The organism is Prescottella equi, assembly GCF_020171745.1.
GTDB lineage: Bacteria > Actinomycetota > Actinomycetes > Mycobacteriales > Mycobacteriaceae > Prescottella > Prescottella equi_A.
Genome location: NZ_JAIVAH010000003.1, coordinates 72,758 through 95,396, shown reverse-complemented (window position 1 = coordinate 95,396; position 22,639 = coordinate 72,758). Strand labels below are relative to the sequence as shown.

General features: G+C 70.2%; 19 protein-coding genes. 8 read left to right on the top strand and 11 right to left on the bottom strand.

The features are described from left to right. The first annotated feature begins 182 nt into the window (after window positions 1-182). Together LCL87_RS01225 and glyA are read left to right on the top strand one after the other, a co-directional pair. Window positions 183-1,451, top strand: a complete 1,269-nt coding sequence (locus LCL87_RS01225; protein ID WP_225015773.1) for a DUF885 domain-containing protein — start codon at window positions 183-185, stop codon at window positions 1,449-1,451. Window positions 1,452-1,493: 42 nt separating this feature from the next. Beyond that, complete coding sequence (glyA, locus tag LCL87_RS01220) at window positions 1,494-2,804, top strand: serine hydroxymethyltransferase (protein WP_225015772.1); 1,311 nt, start codon at window positions 1,494-1,496, stop codon at window positions 2,802-2,804. Window positions 2,805-2,855: 51 nt separating this feature from the next. On the opposite strand, the gene LCL87_RS01215 is transcribed toward glyA, so the two are convergent. Then, window positions 2,856-3,473 carry a nucleoside/nucleotide kinase family protein gene (locus LCL87_RS01215; RefSeq protein WP_225015770.1) on the bottom strand — a complete coding sequence of 206 codons (618 nt, stop codon included), beginning with the start codon at window positions 3,471-3,473 and terminating at the stop codon, window positions 2,856-2,858. A gap of 297 nt (window positions 3,474-3,770) precedes the next feature. On the opposite strand from LCL87_RS01215, the gene phoH2 reads away from it, so the two are divergent. Then, a complete protein-coding gene (gene phoH2 / locus LCL87_RS01210) occupies window positions 3,771-5,081 on the top strand; it encodes an RNA 5'-3' helicase PhoH2 (RefSeq protein WP_225015768.1) in 1,311 nt (436 codons plus the stop codon). Window positions 5,082-5,458: 377 nt separating this feature from the next. Continuing rightward, entirely contained in the window at window positions 5,459-7,162 is a 1,704-nt protein-coding gene (gene kstD, locus LCL87_RS01205) for a 3-oxosteroid 1-dehydrogenase (RefSeq protein ID WP_225015766.1), read from the top strand. On the opposite strand, the gene LCL87_RS01200 is transcribed toward kstD, so the two are convergent. The 5 genes from LCL87_RS01200 to glpX form a co-directional block, all read right to left on the bottom strand. Continuing rightward, entirely contained in the window at window positions 7,149-7,571 is a 423-nt protein-coding gene (locus LCL87_RS01200; protein WP_225015764.1) for a carboxymuconolactone decarboxylase family protein, read from the bottom strand. The two genes, kstD and LCL87_RS01200, sit on opposite strands and share 14 nt — an antisense overlap. 64 nt (window positions 7,572-7,635) lie before the next feature. Continuing rightward, a complete protein-coding gene (locus tag LCL87_RS01195) occupies window positions 7,636-8,058 on the bottom strand; it encodes a limonene-1,2-epoxide hydrolase family protein (RefSeq protein ID WP_225015762.1) in 423 nt (140 codons plus the stop codon). Beyond that, the gene (locus tag LCL87_RS01190; RefSeq protein WP_225015761.1) at window positions 8,055-9,644 is read right to left on the bottom strand and encodes a serine hydrolase; all 1,590 of its coding nucleotides are present in this window, start codon (window positions 9,642-9,644) and stop codon (window positions 8,055-8,057) included. The genes LCL87_RS01195 and LCL87_RS01190 overlap by 4 nt, the downstream gene beginning before the upstream one ends. Before the next feature lie 69 nt (window positions 9,645-9,713). Then, entirely contained in the window at window positions 9,714-11,123 is a 1,410-nt protein-coding gene (locus LCL87_RS01185) for a class II fumarate hydratase (protein WP_225015759.1), read from the bottom strand. Between the two features lie 108 nt (window positions 11,124-11,231). Further along, window positions 11,232-12,272: a class II fructose-bisphosphatase gene (gene glpX / locus LCL87_RS01180; protein ID WP_225015756.1), complete on the bottom strand. Its 1,041-nt coding sequence runs from the start codon at window positions 12,270-12,272 to the stop codon at window positions 11,232-11,234. A 182-nt stretch (window positions 12,273-12,454) separates the two neighbouring features. On the opposite strand from glpX, the gene LCL87_RS01175 reads away from it, so the two are divergent. Beyond that, window positions 12,455-13,021: a DUF4245 domain-containing protein gene (locus LCL87_RS01175; protein ID WP_225015754.1), complete on the top strand. Its 567-nt coding sequence runs from the start codon at window positions 12,455-12,457 to the stop codon at window positions 13,019-13,021. 17 nt (window positions 13,022-13,038) lie between these two features. On the opposite strand, the gene LCL87_RS01170 is transcribed toward LCL87_RS01175, so the two are convergent. Genes LCL87_RS01170 through LCL87_RS01160 form a run of 3 tightly spaced genes read right to left on the bottom strand, consistent with a single transcriptional unit; the run spans window position 13,039 to window position 15,121 of the window. Next, window positions 13,039-13,269 (bottom strand): exodeoxyribonuclease VII small subunit, encoded by a 231-nt coding sequence (locus tag LCL87_RS01170; RefSeq protein WP_225015752.1) that lies wholly within the window; start codon window positions 13,267-13,269, stop codon window positions 13,039-13,041. Continuing rightward, window positions 13,266-14,522, bottom strand: coding sequence for an exodeoxyribonuclease VII large subunit (xseA, locus tag LCL87_RS01165; protein WP_225015750.1), 1,257 nt, complete (start codon window positions 14,520-14,522; stop codon window positions 13,266-13,268). Before xseA ends, LCL87_RS01170 begins: the two co-directional genes overlap by 4 nt. Further along, window positions 14,519-15,121: a lipid droplet-associated protein gene (locus tag LCL87_RS01160; protein WP_225015748.1), complete on the bottom strand. Its 603-nt coding sequence runs from the start codon at window positions 15,119-15,121 to the stop codon at window positions 14,519-14,521. Before LCL87_RS01160 ends, xseA begins: the two co-directional genes overlap by 4 nt. A 119-nt stretch (window positions 15,122-15,240) precedes the next feature. Between LCL87_RS01160 and LCL87_RS01155 the strand changes: the two genes are divergently transcribed. Then, entirely contained in the window at window positions 15,241-16,245 is a 1,005-nt protein-coding gene (locus LCL87_RS01155) for a 4-hydroxy-3-methylbut-2-enyl diphosphate reductase (RefSeq protein ID WP_225015746.1), read from the top strand. 12 nt (window positions 16,246-16,257) lie between these two features. Here LCL87_RS01155 and LCL87_RS01150 read toward each other — a convergent pair whose 3' ends face one another. Then, complete coding sequence (locus LCL87_RS01150) at window positions 16,258-17,154, bottom strand: DUF6542 domain-containing protein (RefSeq protein ID WP_225015804.1); 897 nt, start codon at window positions 17,152-17,154, stop codon at window positions 16,258-16,260. Between the two features lie 146 nt (window positions 17,155-17,300). Between LCL87_RS01150 and LCL87_RS01145 the strand changes: the two genes are divergently transcribed. Both LCL87_RS01145 and LCL87_RS01140 read left to right on the top strand, forming a co-directional pair. Then, window positions 17,301-18,494, top strand: a complete 1,194-nt coding sequence (locus LCL87_RS01145; protein WP_225015744.1) for a metallophosphoesterase family protein — start codon at window positions 17,301-17,303, stop codon at window positions 18,492-18,494. Next, window positions 18,491-21,472, top strand: a complete 2,982-nt coding sequence (locus tag LCL87_RS01140) for an AAA family ATPase (RefSeq protein WP_225015742.1) — start codon at window positions 18,491-18,493, stop codon at window positions 21,470-21,472. The genes LCL87_RS01145 and LCL87_RS01140 overlap by 4 nt, the downstream gene beginning before the upstream one ends. Here the strand turns inward: LCL87_RS01140 and LCL87_RS01135 are convergent. Further along, a complete protein-coding gene (locus LCL87_RS01135) occupies window positions 21,469-22,632 on the bottom strand; it encodes an AI-2E family transporter (RefSeq protein WP_225015802.1) in 1,164 nt (387 codons plus the stop codon). The two genes, LCL87_RS01140 and LCL87_RS01135, sit on opposite strands and share 4 nt — an antisense overlap. Between the last annotated feature and the right edge of the window lie 7 nt (window positions 22,633-22,639).

Below are 22,639 nucleotides of genomic sequence, written 5' to 3'. Positions count from 1 at the left end.
GCTGCACCTCTCGGAAGAGTCGCCTCGATTGCGATCGGCGCATGCGCGTGCTGGGGGAAGGCAGGTGCATGACGCAAATTGTGCTCGCAACCACAGGAGCCCGCTGCGCCGGGTCCGCCTCGCGGTGGAAACCGTGGGTGACGGACCGGTGTAACCACAGGTGACGGACTACTGTCCCCATCATGGAACCGGACGCATTGGTGCGCGACTACCTCCTGCTGGGGCTGCGGTTCGACCGCCTGGAAGAGGGCTTCGTCGACGCCTACACCGGCGACCCGGCCCTGCGTCGCCAGGTGGAGAACGAGTCTCGTCCGGATCCGCGTCGGCTCGTCGCCGACGCCCGAACCCTGCGGGCGGAACTCGCGGGAGCCGGTTTCTCCGAGGAACGGACGCGCTTCCTCGACGCGCACCTGACCGCGCTCGAGTGCTCGGCCCGCAAGTTCGCGGGCGACGACATCGGTTTCGTCGACGAGGTCGCCGCCTACTTCGACGTGCGGATCGAACCGGGCAGCGAGGACGAGTACCGCGAGGCGCACCGGCGGATGGACGCCGTCCTGCCCGGTCCGGGCACGCTCGCGGAACGGATGGAGGCGCACCGCGCGGCCGACCGCATCCCGCCGGATCGGCTGGGCGCGTGCGTCGAGGCGTTCAACAGCGCCCTGCGGGACCGGGTGCGCGCCGAGTACACGCTGCCCGAGACCGAGCGGGTGGACTACGAGGTGGTCGGCGACAAGCCGTGGTCCGGCTTCAACTACTACCTCGGCGGCTACCGGTCCACCGTCGCGATCAACTCCGACCTCGACCAGCACATGTCGAACCTGCCGCGGCTGATCGCGCACGAGTCCTACCCGGGCCACCACACCGAGCACTGCCGCAAGGAGGCCGGACTCGTCGGCGCCGGTCAGCTCGAACAGACGCTGTTCGTCGTCAACACCCCGCAGTGCCTCATGGCGGAGGGGCTCGCGGACCTGGCGCTGGCGTCCATCGTGGGCACCACGGCGGGCCGTGAATCGGGTTCGGGCTGGGGGCGCTGGGCGCAGGAGATCTACGCCGACCTGGGGCTGCGGTTCGACGGCGACCGGGCGGAGGAGTTGTCGGCGGCGTCGAGCGGGTTGCTGGCGGTGCGCCAGGATGCCGCGCTCATGCTGCACGACCGCGGCGCCGACGCCGACGACGTCGCCGCGTTCCTGCAGCGCTGGACGCTGTCGAGTCCCGAGCGGGCCAAGCAGAGCCTTCGGTTCCTGTCGTCGCCGCTGTGGCGGGCCTACATCAGCACGTACGTCGAGGGCTACCGGTTGCTCGGCGCCTGGTTGGACCGTGCGCCCGTCGGCCCGGAACGCTCCGAGCGGTTCCGGCGACTGCTCGACGAGCCGCTCACCCCGGGCGCGCTCCGGGACGAGCTGGTGGCCGCCGACGGAGCCGCTTTGGGGAGCGAACGGCGTCGTCCTTAGACTGGAGGGGATACTTCCGCAATCCAGCCTGGAGATTCGCTGATGACTGCTGTGCCTGCCACCGACGTGAACACCGCGTCCCTCGCCGAACTGGACCCCGAGGTCGCCACCGCGATGGCGGGTGAGTTGTCGCGTCAGCGTGACACCCTCGAGATGATCGCGTCGGAGAACTTCGTTCCCCGCGCCGTCCTCGAGGCCCAGGGCAGCGTGCTCACCAACAAGTACGCCGAGGGCTACCCGGGTCGCCGCTACTACGGCGGCTGCGAGTTCGTCGACGTCGTCGAGGACCTGGCGCGCAACCGCGCCAAGGAGGTCTTCGGTGCCGAGTTCGCGAACGTCCAGCCGCACGCCGGCGCACAGGCCAACGCCGCGGTGCTGATGGCGCTGATGAACCCGGGCGAGAAGCTCATGGGCATGGACCTCGCCCACGGCGGTCACCTCACCCACGGCATGAAGCTGAACTTCTCCGGCAAGCTGTACGAGGTCGCGTCGTACGGCGTCCGCGAGGACACCCACGTCGTCGACATGGACCAGGTCCGCGAGACCGCGCTGCGTGAGAAGCCGCAGGTCCTGATCGCCGGCTGGTCCGCGTACCCGCGTCACCTCGACTTCGCGGCGTTCCGCTCGATCGCCGACGAGATCGGCGCCAAGCTGTGGGTCGACATGGCGCACTTCGCCGGTCTGGTCGCCGCGGGTCTGCACCCGTCGCCGGTCCCGCACGCCGACGTCGTCTCCACCACCGTCCACAAGACCCTCGGTGGCCCCCGCTCGGGCATGATCCTGGCCAAGAAGGAGTGGGCCAAGAAGCTCAACTCCTCGGTGTTCCCCGGCCAGCAGGGCGGACCGCTCATGCACGCGATCGCCGCGAAGGCCGTCGCCATGAAGATCGCCGGCACCGACGAGTTCAAGGCCCGCCAGGAGCGCACCCTGGCCGGCTCGAAGATCCTCGCCGAGCGTCTCGGTGGCGCCGACGTCGCCGGCAACGGCATCTCGGTCCTCACCGGTGGCACCGACGTCCACCTGGTCCTGGTCGACCTGCGTCACTCGCAGCTCGACGGCCAGCAGGGTGAGGATCTGCTGCACGAGATCGGTATCACCGTCAACCGCAATGCGGTGCCGTTCGACCCGCGTCCGCCGATGAACCCGTCGGGCCTGCGCATCGGCACCCCGGCCCTGGCCACCCGTGGCTTCGGCGATGCCGAGTTCACCGAGGTCGCCGACATCATCGCGACCGCGCTGGCCAACGGCGCCGACGCCGACGTCCCGGCCCTGCGTGCCCGCGTCTCCAAGCTGGCCCAGGACTTCCCGTTGTACGACGGCCTCGAGAACTGGGGCCTGCTGCCCAAGGCCTGATCTTCGGTTCACGACGGCCCGCGCCCCTCGGGGTGCGGGCCGTCGTCGTGTTCACGGTCGGTCCGACACAGCCGGGCGGTCGGGGTGGTCGTAGCGCACCATGATGTCCGCTGCGGTGTCACTCGCGGAATCGTGCTCGAGCAGCGGATCGATCGTCCACAGGTCGTCGGACGCGGTGCGGCGTTCGAGGGCACTGCGGGAGAGCATCAGCCGCACGACGACGTCGGTGCCGAGGTCGCGTCCGTGCAGCATCGGACCGGCGAGAAGGACCACTTGACCGGGGCCGGCCTCGACGACCGACGCCCGTGCCGAACGGTCGGTGGCTTCCTCCCACAGCCGGGGCAGCCACCGCCGTCGCTCACGGAGCGCCGTCACGACCTCGCGCTGCAGCGCGGGATAGTCGAACCAGCCGGTTCGGTAGCTGTAGTCGTCGCGACGGCCGTGCTCGAGGCGGAGCGAGGCCGGTCGGACGAAGTCGTGCAGCGACACCACCGCAGCGGGACGACCGGAGAGCCGCAGGCGGGCTGCCACCCGCTCGGCGAACTCCACCGGGTCCGTCGCATCGGCGCCGGAAATCGCGACCGACCGGACACCCGGCGCGGCGGCGGCACGGTCGGCCACCAGGCCGGTCAGTGCGTCCGGTGCGACGGGGCGGAAGGTGGTCGTCATCGACCCAGTGTGGCGGACCAGGTTCGGCCCGAGGCGCGCGGATCTTCCCGTGAGTTGCCGTTCACGTGGACTTCACTCGACACGCCGCGCGCGTGCACCGGAGGATTCGACGGCAGGCGTAGCGTCGCGCGTAACAGGCAGCAGGCGAAGCTGCTTGTACGGGAGGTCCTGATCGTGACTGGAACATTCAGTGCGAGGGGGCCGGCACCCGGCCCTCGTGTCATCTGACACTCGGGCCCGGACCGGTCCAGCGAACAGGTTTGCGCGGGTGCCACGCAGACGAACGAGGAGCCTCACGTGACCGCAATCAGCTCCGTCCGCACCTACGTCCTCGACACCTCGGTCCTGCTCTCCGACCCGTGGGCTGTCAGTAGATTCGCCGAACACGAGGTGGTGCTGCCACTGATCGTGATCAGCGAGCTCGAGGACAAGCGCCACCATCACGAGCTGGGATGGTTTGCCCGCGAAGCGCTGCGGATGCTCGACGATCTCCGTCTCGAGTTCGGTCGTCTCGACCGTCCGGTGCCGATCGGCACCGAGAACGGCACGCTCCAGGTGGAACTCAACCACACCGATCCCTCCGTACTCCCGGTCGGATTCCGAACGGACAGTAACGATTCCAGGATCCTGGCCTGCGCTCTCAATCTCGCCGCCGACGGCAAGGACGTGGTGCTGGTCAGCAAGGACATCCCACTCCGCGTCAAGGCCGGCGCGGTGGGGCTGCCCGCCGACGAGTTCCGCGCGCACGACGTGGTCCCGTCCGGCTGGACCGGAATGACGGAGCTCGACGTCAGCTCCGAGTTCATCGACCAGTTGTTCTCCGAGGGTGTCGTCGACCTCGACGAGGCACGGGAACTGCCGTGTCACACGGGTATTCGTCTGCTGGGCGGCCGGTCGAGCGCGCTCGGTCGCGTCACGCCGGACAAGCGGGTGCAGTTGGTGCGCGGCGAGCGGGAGGCGTTCGGTCTGCACGGCCGGTCCGCCGAGCAGCGGGTGGCGCTGGATCTGCTGCTCGACGAGAGCGTCGGGATCGTCTCGCTCGGAGGCAAAGCGGGCACCGGCAAGTCTGCACTGGCCCTCATGGCCGGGCTCGAGGCCGTTCTGGAGCGGCGCAGCCACCGCAAGATCGTCGTCTTCCGTCCGCTGTACGCGGTGGGTGGGCAGGAACTGGGCTATCTGCCGGGCAGTGAGAGCGAGAAGATGGGCCCGTGGGCGCAGGCCGTCTTCGACACCCTCGACGGGCTCGCCAGCCCCGAGGTGATGGAGGAGGTGCTCGGCCGCGGAATGCTGGAAGTGCTGCCGCTCACGCATATTCGTGGTCGTTCACTGCACGACTCGTTCGTGATCGTGGACGAGGCGCAGTCCCTCGAGCGCAACGTGCTGCTCACGGTGCTGTCCCGGCTCGGCACCGGATCGCGGGTCGTGCTCACCCACGACGTCGCGCAGCGGGACAACCTGCGGGTCGGCCGGCACGACGGTGTCGCGGCAGTCATCGAGAAGCTCAAGGGGCACCCGCTGTTCGCGCACGTGACCCTCACCCGCAGTGAGCGATCGCCGATCGCGGCTCTGGTGACTGAGATGCTCGAGGAGTTCGGGCCGACGGCCTGAGTGGTTCCGCCGGGGGTGGGCATTCGCGGCCACCGGACGGCCTCCGAGGGGGAGGTGGCCGGACGGTGGCTGCGGTCGGCGTGACCGCACCCACCGCCCGGCGGTGCAGCGCTCGCCCGCGTCGGGGGGTGGGCGAGTGCCGCGACTGCTTCGACAGAGGAGAAGCAGCGCCTCCGACGGTAGCGGCGGTTGCGGTCGCCGGGAAAACCGAAATGGGTCGACAGCGGGCATTTCATCCATGATTTCACCCTGCGATCGCCTCGTCGGGGCGAAGTCGAACCAGCGTGCTGCCGGTATCGCCCTCAAATCGTTGTTCAATATTGAAACGTGTTCTAGATTTGATTTCACTGATCGTGGGCGGATACCGAGGGGTGGTCATGGCGCAGGACACGGGTCGAGACGAACAGTTCGACGTCGTCGTGGTGGGTGCGGGCGGCGCCGGCATGGCCGCCGCGATCACCGCCGCGCAGAAGGGGCTCAAGGCGATCATCGTCGAAAAGTCCCAGTACTGGGGCGGATCCACGTCTCGTTCCGGTGGCGGCGTCTGGATCCCGGGCAATTCGGTGCTGCAGCGTGAGGCTCCCGCCGACGACATCGAGGCGGCCCGCCGCTACCTGCACAGCATCATCGGTCCCGGCGTGGACCCGGCCCGGATCGACACCTACATCGATCGCGGCCCGGAGGCGCTGCAGTTCCTCATCGACAACTCGCCGCTGAAGCTCGAGTGGGTGAAGAACTACTCCGACTACTACCCGGAGGCGCCCGGCGGATTGTCCACGGGTCGCTCGTGCGAGCCCAAGCCGTTCGATGCCCGTGCGCTCGGCGACGATCTGGCCACGCTGCACCCGCCGTACAGCAAGGCTCCGCTGAACGTGGTCGTCAAGCAGTCCGACTACCGCTGGCTCAGCACGGGTCTGCGGCACTGGCGCGGCCCGGTTCGGATGATCCGGGTCGGGATGCGCACGTTCGTCGCGAAGGCCCGGCGGCAGAAGCTGATCGGGATGGGCGGGGCCCTCATGGCCGAACTCATGCTCGGCGTGCGCGGGGCCGGAATCCCGGTGCGGCTGAACACCGCCCTGGTCGACCTCGTCGTCGAGGACGGCCGGGTGACCGGGGTCGTCGTCGAATCCGACGGCGAGAAGCGAACTCTTCGGGCCGAGTACGGCGTGATCCTGGCCTGCGGCGGATTCGACGCCAACGACGAGATGCGCAAGAAGTACCAGCGCGCGCCGATCGGCGCGGACTGGACCATCGGGGCCCCCAGCAACACCGGCGACGGTATCAATGCCGGGCTCAAGGTCGGTACCGCAATCGATTTCATGGACGACGCGTGGTGGGCGCCGTCCATTCCGCTGCCCAAGGGGCCGTGGTTCGCGCTCGCCGAGCGGTCGCTGCCGCGCAGCATCATGGTCAACGACCGGGGCGAGCGGTTCATGAACGAGTCGCTTCCGTACGTGGAGGCCACGCACCGGATGTACGGCGGCGAGTTCGGCCAGGGCGAGGGTCCCGGCGAGAACCTCCCCGCGTGGCTGATCTTCGACCAGACCTACCGCGACCGCTACCTGTTCGCGGGTGTCACCGCGCGCAGCCCGCTGCCGCGGAAGTGGCTCGAGAGCGGCGCGATCGTCAAGGCGTCGAGCATCGAGGCGCTCGCCGACAAGATCGGTGTTCCCGCCGACGCGCTCACATCAACCATCCAGCGGTTCAACGGTTTTGCGCGCAGCGGCACCGACGAGGACTTCCACCGCGGCGAGAGCCGGTACGAGCACTACTACGGCGACATCACCAACAAGCCCAACCCGAGCCTGGGGGAACTCGTCAAACCGCCGTTCTACGCCGCTCAGATGGTGCCCGGCGACCTGGGGACCAAGGGTGGCATCGTCACCGACGTCGACGGGCGGGCGCTGCGCGAGGACGGCTCGGTGATCGACGGGCTGTACGCCGCGGGCAACACCAGCGCCCCCGTCATGGGGCACACCTACGCCGGGCCCGGCGCCACGATCGGGCCGGCGCTGGTGTTCGGCTACCTTGCGGCGCTGGACATCGCCGCCAAGGCGGGGCGTCCGCTCAGTCCTCGCTGAGCGGTCCCAGCTCGGCCTCGAGAACCTCCTGCACGACGCGCATCGCGGCCAGCCCGGCCGGGGCGCCGCAGTACGCGCTCGCGTGGATCACGGTCTCGACGATCTCGGTGCGGGTGAGCCCGTTCCGGAGGGCGCCGCGCACGTGGCCGCGCAGTTCGTTCTCGGCGCGCAGCGCGATGAGCATGCCGAGGTTGATCAGGCTGCGGCTGCGGCGGTCCAGGCCCGGCCGGGTCCACACCGATCCCCAGACGTGTTCGGTGATGAACTCCTGGATGTCCTCGGAGTCGGTGCCGCGGGTGCGCTCGAACGCCCGCTCGACGAAGTCGGCACCCATCACCTCGGTCCGGACGTCGAGGCCGGCTCGGAACGCGGGCGAAGCGGGGGAGGTGTCCTGGTGCTGTTCGGTCATCGCCGTCGGCTTCCTGTGTGGGGTTCTCGCGGCACGTATCGCCGATACCGCACGCTGAGGGAGCCTACTCGCGTCGTCCGCGGTGCCGGAGGGAGCGGGCCGTCGCGGTGACGGTGCCCACAGCCACGTTGCCCCAGCTGAACCGGTCCCGCCAGACCGCGATCCGGCCGTCGCGCAGTTCGAAGGTGCCGCACACCCAGAACGTCGAGCGCAGCGGGCCCACGAACAGTGTGTCGATCCGTTCGGTGAGCACCGTCTCGCCGTCGCCGACGATGTTCTGCATCTCCGCCTCGAACCGCAGCGCCGGCCGGTTCGCGAGCGAGAGTGCCCGACGTACCGCGGGCAGCCCGCGCAGGGTCGGGAGTGTCGTGTTCTGCCACACGATGTCCGGGGTGAGGTAGCGGGTGGCGCGGTCGACGTCCCGGTCGGCCAGGGCCGCGAAGAAGTCCTCGACGACCTGTACCGATGCGTCTGGCTGGGTGCTCACGGTGCGCTCCTGGTGAAGGTGCCGAGTCCGTCGGCGTCGAAGAACTCGAGCACGACGGTGTCTGCGGTGAAGGTGGCCTTGGAGATCGTGCCGGCGGGCGCGTTCTCGCCGTCGGGTTCGAACGTGAAGACGTCGCCGTCCCAGTGGGTGAGCGGGAACGCGAGCCCCTTCGGTCCCATCGTGAGGATCAGCTGACCGTCCCGCTCGGCGACCTGCGCCGCGCCGAAGTAGTCGTTGGCGTAGCTGCCCGTGTAGCTCGGCAGCGGACGGGCCGGTGCCGGATCGGCGGGCGGCGGCTGCCCGACCAGCGATCCCTGGGGCGCGTCCATCTTCGCGAACACCTGCTCGAAGAGCCTGGCCCAGTCCTCCCGGATCTCCCCGAACTGCACCAGATCGGCGAACTCGGAGCTCAGTGTCTCGGCAACGCCGACGGGGGCCGCGTTGGTGAGTACGACGATCGCGGCATCGGCCGACGGGATCGCCAGGAAACTGGTGGCCGCCCCGAGCGCGAAGGCACCCGAATGGCTGAGCGTGACGCGTCCGGCCGGGCTGGTGCCCACGTTGAAACCGTAGCCGTAGAAGCCGGCCCGGGTGTCGGGTGTCGTCGGGGCCGAGGACACCGACTGCGGGGAAATGGCGGGTTGCAACGCGTCCGCGGCGACGAACGGCCGGCCGTCGACCTCACCGTCCGCCAGCAGCATCTTCAGCCACGCCGTCAGGTCGTTCACCGACGAGCTGACGCCGCCCGCGGGGGACTGCGCGTCCGGTTCCCGCACGTATTTCGCGGTGTACTGCCCGTCGACCTTCACGTGCCCCACCGCTCGGTTCTCCTGCGCGGCATAGTCCGCGAAGCGGGAACTGGTGTGGGACATGCCCAGTGGCTGGTAGAGCAGTCGCTCCGACAGACTCGCCCAGTCGCTGCCCGACGCGTCCGCGACCGCCTCGGCCGCGGCGGTGACCCCGAAGTTGGTGTAGGCGTACGAATCTCGGAACGGCGCGAGTGGCAGTAAGCGCAGACGGTCGAGGATCTGCTGACGGTCGTAGCCCAGGTCCTCGAGTTCGTCACCGGCGTGATCGGGCAGGCCCGACCGGTGCGCGTACAGGTCGCCGACCGTCGCGTGCGAGCTTACGTACGGGTCGGCCAGGGCGAACCCCGGCAGCTTCGAGGCCACGGGGGTGTCCCAGTCGACCACGCCCGCGGCGACCTGACGCGCGACGACCGTCGACCCGATCGGCTTGGACAACGACGCCAGCTGGAAGACCGTGTCGGCGTCAACGTTCTCCGACGTCCCGGCCGCGCGCACCCCGAAACCCTTCGCGTACAGCGTCTGACCGCCATGGACGACGGCAACCGCCATGCCCGGAATGCCCGACGAATCCATCAGCTTCTCGGCCAGGCCGTCGAGTTGCGCGACCGCGTCGGCGACCGAACCCTCCGGCAGTGGGACACCGGCGACCTGTGCGGGGTTCTGCGGGGCCTCGCCGATCACCGTCGGCGTCGTGGAGTCGACGTCCTGGCTGCACCCCGCGACGAGGGCGACCGCCGCGAGCGGGGCCGCGAGCACGCGGCGGGGGAATGGGCGCATGTCCGGCCTTTCTCGTCAGTCGGATCGTAGGCGCGTGCGCGGAGCCCCGTCGGGGAATCCGTGGCGGGATCAGTCGTCGTGGTCCGCCTTGGTCATCGCGAGCACGTCCAGGCGACGGTCGAGTTCGGCCTCGGTGAGTCCGTCGTGGATCAGGCCGCGATCGATCACGGTCTGCCGAATCGTCTTCTTTTCCTTCAGTGCCTGTTTCGCGACGGCGGCCGCCTCCTCGTAGCCGATGGCCGAGTTGAGCGGGGTGACGATGGACGGCGACGACTCGGCGAGCGTACGCAGGTGCTCCTCGTTCGCCTCGAGTCCGGCGATGCAGCGGTCGGCGAACAACCGGGAGACGTTGGCCAGCAGTCGGAACGACTCGAGCAGATTGCGCGCCATCACCGGGATGTACACGTTCAGCTCGAACGCGCCGGCCGCACCGCCCCACGCGACGGTCGCGTCGTTGCCGACGACCTGGGCGGCGACCTGCGTGACCGCTTCCGGCAGAACGGGATTGACCTTGCCGGGCATGATCGAGCTTCCCGGCTGCAGGTCCGGCAACCGGATCTCGCCGAGCCCGGTCAGCGGGCCCGACCCCATCCACCGGACGTCGTTGGCGATCTTCGTCAGCGAGACCGCGATGGTGCGCAGCGCACCGGACGCCTCGACCAGTCCGTCCCGGGCGGCCTGCGCCTCGAAACTGTTGCGGGCGGGCGAGAGTGCGTCCAGGCCGGTGGCGCGCACCAACTCCGCGACGACGCGCGGTCCGAAGCCGTCGGGTGCGTTGAGTCCGGTCCCCACCGCGGTGCCGCCGATGGGGAGTTCGCCGAGGCGGGGGAGCGTCGCCAGCACCCGCTCGATGCCTGCCTCGATCTGGTGGGCGTAGCCGCCGAACTCCTGGCCGAGCGTGACCGGAACGGCGTCCATCAGGTGCGTGCGGCCGGACTTGACCACCGTCTTCCACTGCTCCGCCTTGTCGAACAACGCGAGCCGCAGGTGGTCGAGGGCGGGGACCAGATCCTTGACGGCCGCCTCCGTCGCGGCGACGTGCGTGGCCGTCGGGAACGTGTCGTTCGACGACTGCGACATGTTCACGTCGTCGTTGGGGTGCACGGTGACACCGGCCTTCGCGGCGAGGCTCGCGATCACCTCGTTGGCGTTCATGTTCGAACTCGTCCCGGACCCGGTCTGGAACACGTCGATCGGGAACTGGTCGTCGTGCCGGCCGTCGGCGATCTCGTTGGCGGCCGCGACGATCGCGTCGGCCTTGTCCGGATCGAGCAGCCCGAGATCCCTGTTGACCTGTGCGCAGGCGGCTTTCAGGAGCCCCATCGCGCGGATCTGGGCGCGCTCGAGGCCGCGGCCGGAGATCGGGAAGTTCTCGACGGCGCGCTGTGTCTGGGCGCGCCACAGCGCGTCGACCGGGACGCGGACCTCGCCCATCGTGTCGTGTTCGATGCGGAACTGCGGATCGCTGCTGTCGCTCATGGATCCAGCTTGCCACCGCGGGCGCCTCGCCGCGGAAAGAGCTGAAGGGTCCCTTCGTGCGCTCGCAGCGCGCGAAGGGACCCTTCAGCTGGAACTACAGGTGGTCGATCAGGGCATCGGGGGCTGCGCGCCGTCGACGCCGTCGAAGTTGATCGACGAGAACTCGTGCAGCTTCTCGAGGCGGTGGTACGCCTCGATCATGCGGACGGTGCCGGACTTGCTGCGCATGACGATCGACTGCGTCGTCGCGCCGCCGCCGTAGTAGCGCACACCCTTGAGCAGGTCGCCGTCGGTGACACCCGTCGCGCAGAAGAAGATGTTCTCGCCGGTGACCAGTTCCTCGGTCCGCAGGACGCGGTCCAGGTCGTGGCCGGCGTCGATCGCCTTCTGGCGCTCGGCATCGTCGGTCGGGGCCAGACGGCCCTGCAGCGCGCCGCCCATGCAGCGCAGCGCTGCCGCAGCGATGATGCCCTCGGGGGTACCGCCGGTGCCCAGCAGCATGTCGACGCCGGAATCGGGGCGGGCCGTCGCGATCGCGCCGGCGACGTCGCCGTCCGAGATCAGGCGGATGCGCGCACCGGTCTCGCGGATCTCCCGGATGATGTCCGCGTGACGCGGACGGTCGAGGATCGTGACCGTCGTGTCGGAGACCGAGCGGTTCTTGGCCTTCGCGACGCGGCGGATGTTCTCCGCGACACCGGCGGCCAGGTCGATGACGTCGGCAGCCTCGGGGCCCACGGCGATCTTGTCCATGTAGAACACGGCCGACGGGTCGAACATCGCGCCGCGCTCGGCGACCGCGAGGACCGCGATGGAGCCGGGTGCACCCTTGCTCATCAGCGTCGTGCCGTCGATCGGGTCGACCGCGACGTCGCACAGCGGGCCGTCGCCGTTGCCGACCTCTTCGCCGTTGTACAGCATCGGGGCTTCGTCCTTCTCGCCCTCACCGATGACGACGACGCCCTGCATCGAGACCGAGCTCACCATGTGGCGCATGGCGTCGACGGCGGCACCGTCCCCGCCCTCCTTGTCGCCCCGTCCGACCCAGCGGCCGGCCGCCATGGCGGCGGCCTCTGTGACGCGTACCAGCTCGAGAGCGAGGTTGCGGTCCGGGGCCTCGCGGCGACTCGATGGGGTGCTGGCCGTCATGGGCAGTGCCTCCTGCTGCAGTCAAGGTCGGCGCAATGTGGTGGCCGACACTTCGGTGCGGTCGACCGCGGTGCGGTCGTGCCGTCGATTCGGTGGACGAATCTCGAGGGTGATTGTCTCAGAACCCGACGATGCGTGGCCTGGTGGGCCACCCGGAGCCGGGAACAGGAATACTGGACAACGTGCCCGAGAAGAAGCCCCGCATTCTGCAGAACGGCCACGACATGCTGTGGTCCCTGATCCCGCTGGTCCTGGCGTGTCTGCTGATTGCGGGCGTCGCGAGCAAATGCGAGTTCAGCCCGGGCGGGCCCAAGCCCGGTCCGGTGCCCAGCTTCGACGCGGACGCGGCCTTCAAGTACGACTCGCGCGAGCTCGGCTTCCCGATCCGGAAGCCGGAGATCCCGGAGGGTTGGCAGTCGAACTCGGGCAGCCGCAGCATCGTCTCGGGTGACGGCGGCGGCGACTCGAGCAACATCGGCTTCATCACCGAGGTCGGCCGGTACATCCAGCTCACGCAGAGCGATGCGACCGTGGAGACGCTGGTCCCGTTCGTCGCGGGTGACACGCGGATCCAGAGCGGCACCGAGCGGATCGGTAGCCGCCAGTGGGATGTCTTCGACGACGGCGAGTCGGAGGCGATCTGGGTTTCCGACTTCGGTGACGCCCGCGTCCTGATCACGGGTCCCGCGCCGGCGGAAGACTTCAAGCAGCTCGCGACGGCGATCGACGTCGAGCCGCTGCAGCGCTAGGCGACCGGCGCCGACGATCACTCGTCGTCGGTGCCGGCCTCGTCGTCGGCATGCGCGAGCGCGTCCTCGACCCGCTTGCGAGCGCCCGCGAGGTGCTCCTCGCAACGCTTGGCGAGCGCCTCGCCGCGTTCCCACAGCGCGAGCGACTCGTCCAGGTCCAGGCCGCCCAGCTCGAGGGTCTTCACGACGACGACCAGTTCGTCCCGTGCCGCCTCGTATCCGAGTTCGGCCACATCTGTGTTGCTCATGACTCTCTTCCCATCACGGCGGCGCGCACCGCGCCGTCGGCCAATCTGACTCGGATCTGCGTGCCGGGCGGCGCGTCGTCCACCGACCGCAGCACCTCGGGCTCGGTGTCGCCGTACACGCGCTGCACCACTGCGTAACCGCGGGCGAGCGTCGCGGCCGGGCCGAGCGTGGCCAGCCGCGCCCGCAGGTGCTCGACGGTGGTCGACTCCACGTCGATCGTGCGGGTGACGTCCCGGCGAGCGGTGCCGCGGAGACGTTCGATCTCCTCGGCCCGGCGGTCGATCCCGGACAGCGGATCGGCGAGCGCCGGGCGGCTGCGCAGCTGCGCGACGAGATGCTCCTCGCGGGCCACCCAGTTCCGCAGTGCCGCGCCGGCCCGCCCCCGCAGGTCGGACACCAGCGCCTGCTCCGCGACCGCGTCGGGCACGACGCGCTTGGCGGCGTCGGTGGGGGTCGCGGCCCGCAGATCGGCGACGTGGTCGCTGAGTGGACTGTCGGGTTCGTGACCGATCGCGCTCACGACCGGCGTCGTGCACGCGACGATCGCGCGACAGAGAGTCTCGTCGGAGAAGGGCAGCAGGTCCTCGACGCTGCCGCCGCCGCGGGCCAGGATGATGACGTCGACGCGGGGATCGCGGTCGAGTTCCTCGAGCGCCTCGATGATCTGCGGGACCGCCGTCGGACCTTGTACCGCGGTGTTGCGGACCTCGAACCGTACTGCCGGCCACCTGCGTTGCGCGACGCTGAGCACGTCCTTCTCGGCGGCGCTGGCCCGACCGGTGACGAGTCCGATGGTGCCGGGCAGGAAGGGCAACGGGCGCTTGAGGCGGGGATCGAACAGGCCCTCGGCCGCGAGGAGCGCCCGCAGACGCTCGATCCGGGCGAGGAGCTCACCGATGCCGACGGCCCGGATCTCGGTGACCCGCAGCGACACCGTGCCGCGGCCGGTGTAGAACGACAGCTTGCCGAACATCACGACGCGGCTGCCCTCGGTCAGCGGGACCGGGGCGTCGCGCAGTAGTTGCGGCGAACACGTCACAGAGAGCGACATGTCCACGGACGGATCACGCAGCACGAGGAACGCCGTGCGCGTCCCCGGCCGGGCGTTGATCTGGGTGATCTGGCCTTCGACCCAGACGCTGCCGAGGCGGTCGATCCACTGCGCGACCTTGGTCGAGACGGTCCGCACGGGCCAGGGCTGCTCGGCCGAACTGGGCGACGGGCCGCCGGAAGCGGGGCGCTCGGAGGTCACTTGGCGCGAGCGGAGGTGATGCGGTTGGCGAGCATCGTCTGGAACGGTGCCCGGGCCGCGGTCCGCTCCTCGTACTCGAGCAGTGCCGTCAGATCCTCGACCGACAGCGACCGCAGGCGCGACCGCAACTGGGCGAGGGTGAGGGCGGCATAGTCGAGTTCCTCGGCGATCTCGGGAACCGACACGTCGCCGGTGGCGGGCGTGTCCTTCTCGCTGGGCGCCGGGGTGGCGGGAGTCTCGTCGTCGCCGGGAGTCATCGAGTACAGGGCGAATCGGCCCGGAGTCGAGCGACGCTCGGCGTCGTCTGCGCCCTCGGAATCGTCGACATCCACCTCACCGTCGGTGCCGAAGTCGGCGCGGTCCTCGTCGAAGACCGCCCACTCCGGTTCCTCCTCGGTGCGGTCGAGGAGGCAGAAGGCACGGTCACCCTTGATGGCGAGCGCGGTCATCGACTGCTGCATCCGCATCGTCGTCTGCAGTACCTGACTGACCGCGGTCATCGGCAGCGTCATGGCCGTGGACGGCAGCTTGAGCGCCTCTTCGTAGGCCGTGATGGCCACACCGGCGGCGACGCGCGCCATGAACGGGGGACGAATCATGGTCACAGACTGCCTCACGGGCGCTTCATTTGGTAGCCGACGGCGCCGAAGGCCCCGCTGCCCGGCGCGCGAGCCCGTGCTCGGCGGTTCGTCGAGTGTGTGCACCGTAGGCTGGGGGCATGTCTTCGGCAGTTCCTCTCAATCTGGGTATCGCACGATCGGCCGGCGCGGATGCGGCCGGCGGTGGCAAGCGGGTCCTCCTCGCTGAGCCGCGCGGCTACTGCGCGGGCGTCGACCGGGCGGTCGAGACCGTCGAGAAGGCGCTCGAGAAGCACGGTGCGCCGATCTACGTCCGCAAGGAGATCGTGCACAACCGGCACGTGGTCGACACGCTCGCCGAGCGGGGCGTCGTCTTCGTCGACGAGACCGACGAGGTGCCCGCGAACTCGGTCCTCGTCTTCTCGGCGCACGGGGTGTCCCCGGCCGTGCACGCCGCGGCCGCCGAGCGGAGCCTGCACACCATCGACGCGACGTGCCCGCTGGTGACCAAGGTGCACCAGGAGGCGAAGCGGTTCGCCCGCGACGACTACGACATCCTGCTGATCGGCCACGAGGGCCACGAGGAGGTCGAGGGCACCGCCGGCGAGGCACCCGAGCACGTGCAGATCGTCGACGGCCCCGACTCGGTGGATTCGATCACGGTCCGCGACGAGGACAAGGTCATCTGGCTGTCGCAGACGACACTGTCGGTCGACGAGACGATGGAGACCGTCGAGCGCCTGCGGGAGAAGTTCCCGAAGCTGCAGGATCCGCCGAGCGACGACATCTGCTACGCCACCCAGAACCGTCAGGTCGCGGTGAAGGCGATGGCGCCCGAGTGTGATCTCGTCATCGTCGTCGGCTCGCGGAACTCGTCGAACTCGGTCCGTCTGGTCGAGGTCGCGCTCGGTGCGGGTGCCCAGGCCGCGTACCTCGTCGACTACGCCCGCGAGGTGGACCTCGCGTGGCTGGACGGCGTGCGGACGGTCGGCATCACGTCCGGCGCCTCGGTGCCGGAGATCCTGGTTCGCGGTGTGATCGACCTGCTCGCCGAGCAGGGCTTCGCGGACGTGCAGTCGGTCACCACGGCCAACGAGACGCTGGTCTTCGCGCTGCCCCGCGAACTGCGCGCGGCACGCACGTAGGACCTCGCGGGATCAGCCCTCGAACGGGGGCTGATCCTGGCGATCGCGGTAGCGAACCTCCGGAATCGGGTGTGCCGGAACCTCGGCGGTCCGGCGGGGACGGGTCGCCACCGGATCACGCTGAATCTGCTCGCGCTGAACCGGCTCGCGGTACGGGGCCTCGCGGCGCGGACCGCGCGGAATCGGTTCCCGGTGGACGCTCTCCCGGTACGCACCCTCGGAGCGCACCGGTTCGCGGTGACCGTAGTCGCGGTGAGGGGATGCGTCGTCGTATGCGCGTCCCTGGTGCGGGCCGGCGGGGATGTGCGCGGTCGCGGGCTCCGGCGCGGGCCGGGACGGCCGAGGCGGCCTTCCGGTCCGGGTGGGTGCGCGACGGTCGTCGGCGACCGGTTCGAACACGGTGGTGCGGTCGTCCCGCGAGGCGGTGCGGTCGTTTCGTTCACGACGGGGACGCGCGGGCCGGGCGTCCGCGCGGCGGTCCCGCGAGCGTGCCGGCGTGCCGGTCCGGGACTGGACGAGGAACACGCGCGCCGCAGCGATCAGGCCGACGACGACGGTGGCCGCGAGCATCAACGGAAACCGGTTGACGAGCGGGTACGCGACGTTGATCGCCATGTCCTTGAGGCCGGTGCCGCCGCCGTCGGCGAGGAACTGCGCGCCCAGCGGGACTGCGACGAAGAGCAGCAACGGGGGCTGTACGACGGCCGTGAACAGGCCGCGCTTGCGGACCGCGAGCACCGCGAGGACGCAGCCCAGGAAGTACATGGCGGAGAACGCCGAAGTCAGTTCGTTGCCCGAGACGGCGTCGAAGGCGAACCCGAGGAAGGTAGCTCCGGCAGCCACGGCGACGGCGCCCCAAGCGGGTATGCCGGGAACCGTGGGCAGTGCGGAACGTTGGTCGAGGGGCACCCCGGATCGAGCGCGTTGGGTTGCTGACACACTTCGAGCGTAGTCGTTCGTCGGCCGGGTGCCTCGGTGGCGCCGCCGTCGAAGGCCCGGAAATCCCCGACAGGCGCGCCGCGCGTTGTCGGACGGGTGCTCTAGCGTGCTTCCGCATGAGGATCCTCCACACGTCCGACTGGCACATCGGCCGCACCTTCCACGGTGTCGACCTGCTGGCCGACCAGACGCGGGTACTCGACGCGATCGCGGCCGTCGTCGCGGAGCGCGGCGTCGACGTCGTCGTGGTGCCGGGGGACGTGTACGACCGGTCGATCCCGAGCGCCGACGCGGTCGCGGTCTGCAACCGCGGGTTCGAGGCCATCCGGGCGGCAGGGGCGGTGATCGTCGCGACGTCGGGCAACCACGACTCGCCGGTGCGACTGGGCGCGGGTGCGGCGTTCGCGGCGGCCGGTGGGCTGCACCTGATGACCCGGGTGTCGGCGCTGGATGTTCCGGTGGTGCTCGAGGACGAGCACGGCCCGGTCGCGTTCTACGGCATCCCGTACCTCGAGCCCGAGATCACCCGAGCCGAGTTGGGTGTGCCGCAGGCGCGGTCGCACGCCGAGATCCTCGACGTCGCGATGACGCGGATCCGGGCCGACCTCGACGCACGTCGCGCGGTCGCACCCGGACTCCGCTCGGTGCTGCTGGCGCACGCCTTCGTCGTGGGCGGCGAGGCCACCGGTTCGGAGCGGTCGATCTCGGTCGGCGGAGTGGAGACGGTGTCGGCGTCGGCATTCGACGGGGTCGACTACGTGGCGCTCGGGCACCTGCACTCACCGCAGACGCTCGCCGAGAACGTCCGCTACAGCGGTTCGCCGTTGCCGTACTCGTTCGGGGAGCGGTCCCATCGCAAGTCGGTGTGGCTGGTGGACGTCGATGCCACCGGTCTCGCGGCGGTGGAGCGGCTGGACCTGCCCGTGGTCCGCGGGCTCAGTCAGGTCACCGGGACGCTCGACGAACTGCTGCACGACGCCGCGTTCGCGACCGCGGAGGACCACTACGTTTCGGCGGTGCTCACCGACGCGCTCCGTCCTGTCGACGCCATGCGCGCCCTGCAGTCCCGCTTCCCACATGCAGTCCATATGGAATGGCAACGCCCCGAAGGAAATCCGGAGCTGAGGTACCGCGACCGGGTGCGCGGCCGCTCCGATCTCGAGATCGCGGAGGGCTTCCTGACCGACGTGCGCAGCGACGCGACGGCGGGGGAGGTGCGTCTGTTCGAGAAGGCGCTCCGTAGTGCCACCGCGGCCGAGTCGTCCACGCGCGCCGTCGATCCGGCCGACGTGACGGAGGTGTCCGCGTGAGGCTGCACAACCTCGAGGTGACGGCGTTCGGCCCGTTCGCCGACACCGTCACGGTCGACTTCGACGAACTCGGCGCGGACGGTTTGTTCCTGCTGCACGGGCAGACCGGCGCGGGCAAGACGACGATCCTGGATGCGGTCGCGTTCGCGCTCTACGGAACGGTGCCCGGTGCCCGCAAGGAGGGCAAGCGACTGCTGTCGGACCACGCGCCGGCCGGAGCGGTCCCGACGGTGACGCTCGAGGCGACCGTGGGCGGCCGACGGATCCGGATCACCCGTAGTCCCGAGTACCAGCGCGCGAAGAAGCGCGGCACCGGAACGATCACCGAGAACGCCAAGGCCACCCTGGCGTGGCTGGACGGTGAGGGCGAGAACCTGTCGCGGATCCCGGACATCGCCCGCGAGATCGAACGTCTGCTGGGCATGACCGCGGACCAGTTCTTCCAGGTGGTGCTGCTCCCGCAGGGGGAGTTCGCGAAGTTCCTGCGCGCCGACAACGAGGAACGCGGCAAGCTGCTCGAGAAGCTGTTCGACACGACGCGCTTCAAGACGGTCGAGGAGTGGTTCGTCGACCGCAAGAAGACCAGTGACGCGCGGGTCGCGGACCAGCGCAAGCAGGTCGATCTGGCGTTGGCGAAGGTATCGGCGGCGGCGGGGATCGAGGCAGGCGCCGACGGGGAGCCCCTGGCCTGGGCGCGGCGTCTGCTCGACCAGGCCGTCGAGACCGCGGAGCTGACCGCCACGGATCTGGTCCGGGTGCGGGGCGTGGGCGAGCAGGCGCGTGCGGCGGCAGCGAAGGCGCGGCGGGTGCTCGACCTGCAGCGGCGTCGCGATGCTGCCCGTGGTGCGATCGCCGAGCTGGACGAGCGCGGCGCAGAACGCGAGGTGCTGGCGGCCGAGGCGGCGCGCGCGGTGCGGGCCGAGGTGGTCGCATCCGCCGCGGCGGAATCCGATTCGGCGGCGAGTGCCGCGGAGGCGGCAGCGCGGCGGGCGCAGGCGGCCGCCGAGCGGCTCACAGTGTCCGAGGACGGTGCGGGTCTGGTGGCGCGGCTCTCGTGGCCGCAGTCGGACGCGGACCGCGCGACGATCCGAGCCCAGGAGCGAGACTGGGCGGCCGAGGTGGTCCGCCTGGATTCGCTGCTCGGTGAGGCGCGCACGATGACGCAGGGCGAGCGCGAGCTCGACGAGATGCGCCGCCGCAGTGCGGACTTGGATCGGCAGGTCGAGCAGATTGCGGATGCGCGCGCCCGCCTGCCCGACGACATGGTCGCCGCGGAGGAGTTGCTGCGCCGGGCCGAACAGGCACAGAGCGTCCTGCCGGGATCGGAGGAAGCGGCCGCGCGTGCTGCGGACGCTGCCGCCGCCGCCGACGAATTGATCACGGCGACAAAGATGCTGGACGATCGCCGTGGCTCGGTCGCGCAGGCGCGCGACGCCCACCAGGATGCACGGGCCCGGCTGCTGGATCTGCGGGAGCAGCGCATCGCGGGCATGGCCGCGGAGTTGGCCGCGCAGCTCGTCGACGGCGAGCAGTGTGTGGTCTGCGGTTCGACTGAGCATCCCGCGCCCGCCAGCCCGGCCGGTGTCACGGTCACCAAGGACGACGAGGAGGCTGCTCGGGGCGCCGAGCAGCGGGCCGCGGCGGCGTTCGAACGCGAGACGGAACGTCTGGCCGAGGCCGAGCGGCACGTCGACCGATTGACCCAACGCTCTGGTGGCGGCGACCGCGACGAGTTGCGCAGGATTCACACCGCCGCGGTGGCCGACGTCGAGCAGACGCGCAAGGTTGCAGCCGGCCTTGCGAGGGCGACAGCGTCGGTCAACGAGCTTCGTTCCCGGGGAACGCAGTTGGAGGACCAGGCTCGTTCGGTCGATACCGATCAGGCGGCGCTCCGCGCCCGGATCGAGGCCACCGAGGCCCAGGTAGCCGAGTTGCGCACCCGACTCCTCGCCGCGGCCGGAGACGACGCGAGCGTGCCGGCCCGGCGGGAGCGTTTCGACGACCTCACGACGCGTGCGGCTCAACTGCTCGACGTCCGCGATCGGGCCGCGGCCCTCGACACCGCCGCGCACGACGCCCGCGCCCGGGCGCTCGACGCCGCCACCGGTGCCGGGTTCGCCTCGATCGCCGACGCGTTGGAGTCGGTGCGCCCGGCGCAGCGGATCGCGCAGATCGAGTCCGTGCTGGCCGCGGCCCGGGACCGGCTCGCGGCCGCCCGCGCCGTGCTCTCCGAACCCGACGTCGTCGCGATCGACGGCCTGGAGCCGGTGGATCTGACGGCCCCGGAAATCGCCGAACGTGAGGCCGCACGCCACATCGAGGTGGCCGCGGGCGCGGCCGACGAGGCGGAGACGCGTCGACGGAATCTCGAGCACTACGTCGACCAGTTGGAGAAGACCCTGACGGGACTCGGGCCGGTCCTCGCCGAGCACGAGGAACTGGCGGGCCTGGCGGACGTCGTCGCCGGACGCGGGCAGAACTCACGCAAGATGTCGCTGCGCTCGTACGTGCTGGCCTCCCGGCTCGAGGAGGTCGCGCTGTCGGCCTCCGTGCGGCTGCGCCGCATGTCCGCGGGCCGGTACGAGTTCGTCCACTCCGACGAGGCGGGCTCCCACGGCCGTCGCGGCGGGCTCGGACTCGACATCCGCGACGACTACACCGGGGTGGTTCGCTCGGCGAAGACGCTGTCGGGTGGTGAATCGTTCCTTGCGTCCTTGGCGCTCGCGCTCGGCCTCGCGGACGTCGTGGCCGCCGAGTCCGGTGGCGTGGTGCTCGACACGATGTTCATCGACGAGGGATTCGGCACGCTCGACGCCGACACCCTCGACCTGGTGATGGGTGTGCTCGACGAACTGCGGGCGGGCGGGCGCGTGGTCGGCATCGTCAGCCACGTCGACGAGATGCGTCAGCGGATCCCGAGCCGGCTGCACGTGCTGCGCGGCCGGACCGGGTCCACGTTGGAGATGATCGCCGGCTAGGCCCTCGGTCCCGACGAATTCGGGCTGGGTTCCGAGTCTTCCGCCAACGGGCTGGGCGGGCCCTCGGGTTCCACGCGCTCGGTGCTCACTTCGCCGGTCGCGGTCGCGTCGCCGGCGTCGAGGAGGGCATCCTCCTCGAGCCGCTCGTCGATCTGCTCGCCGAGGTAGCGGATCACGACCGCGCCCACCGCCGCGACCGGGACGGCGAGGAAGGCGCCCACGATGCCGAAGAGCGAGCCGCCGGCGGTCACCGCGAGCAACACGACGACGGCGTGCAGTTTCATGCTCTTGCTCTGCAGCACCGGCTGCAGCACGTTGCCCTCGATCTGCTGCACCGCGAGGATGATCGCGAGCACGATCAAGGCGGTCGTCAGGCCGTTCGCGACCAGGGCGACGAGGACGGCGAGGGCACCGGCGACGAACGCACCGACGATCGGGACGAACCCGCCGATGAACGTCAGGATCGCGAGCACCGGGGCGAGTGGCACCCCGAGGATCAGCAGACCCGCGCCGATGAACACCGCGTCGATGAGGCTGACGAGCGCCTGCGTGCGGATGAAGCCGCCCAGGGTGTCCCACATCCGGCCTAGTACCTCTTCGAGGTGTCGTCCGGCGCGCCCTCCGCTGACGCTGTGCAACCAGGGGATGAACCGCGGGCCGTCCTTGATGAAGAAGAACGCCAGGACGAGGACCAGACCGAGGGTGACGATCATCGATCCCGCGGTGGTGACGCCGCTGAAAACGCCCGACGCGATCGCGGTACCGCTCTCCTGCAATTTCGAGGTGAGCGCATGGACCGCGGTGTCGATCTGCTCGTCCTGCAGGTTGATCGGCGGGCCCTTCAGCCAGTCCTGGACCTGCTGGATGCCCTGGGTCGCCTTGTTCGCCAGTTCCGGGGCCTGGTCCACGACGGACGGCACGACGAGCGCGATGATCCCACCGACCACGGCGAAGAAGACGAGGAGCGTGATGGACGCGGCACCGGCCGGGGGCATGCCGCGCTTGGTGAGTGCCCGGGTCGGAGGCCAGAGCACGGTGCACACGACGATCGCCAGGAGCACCGGGAGTGCGATCACCCACAGCTTCTCGAGAATCCAGCCGACGACCAGGGCTCCGATGGCGATTGCGGCGAGACACAACGACCACTTCGCCAACCACATCCCGCCT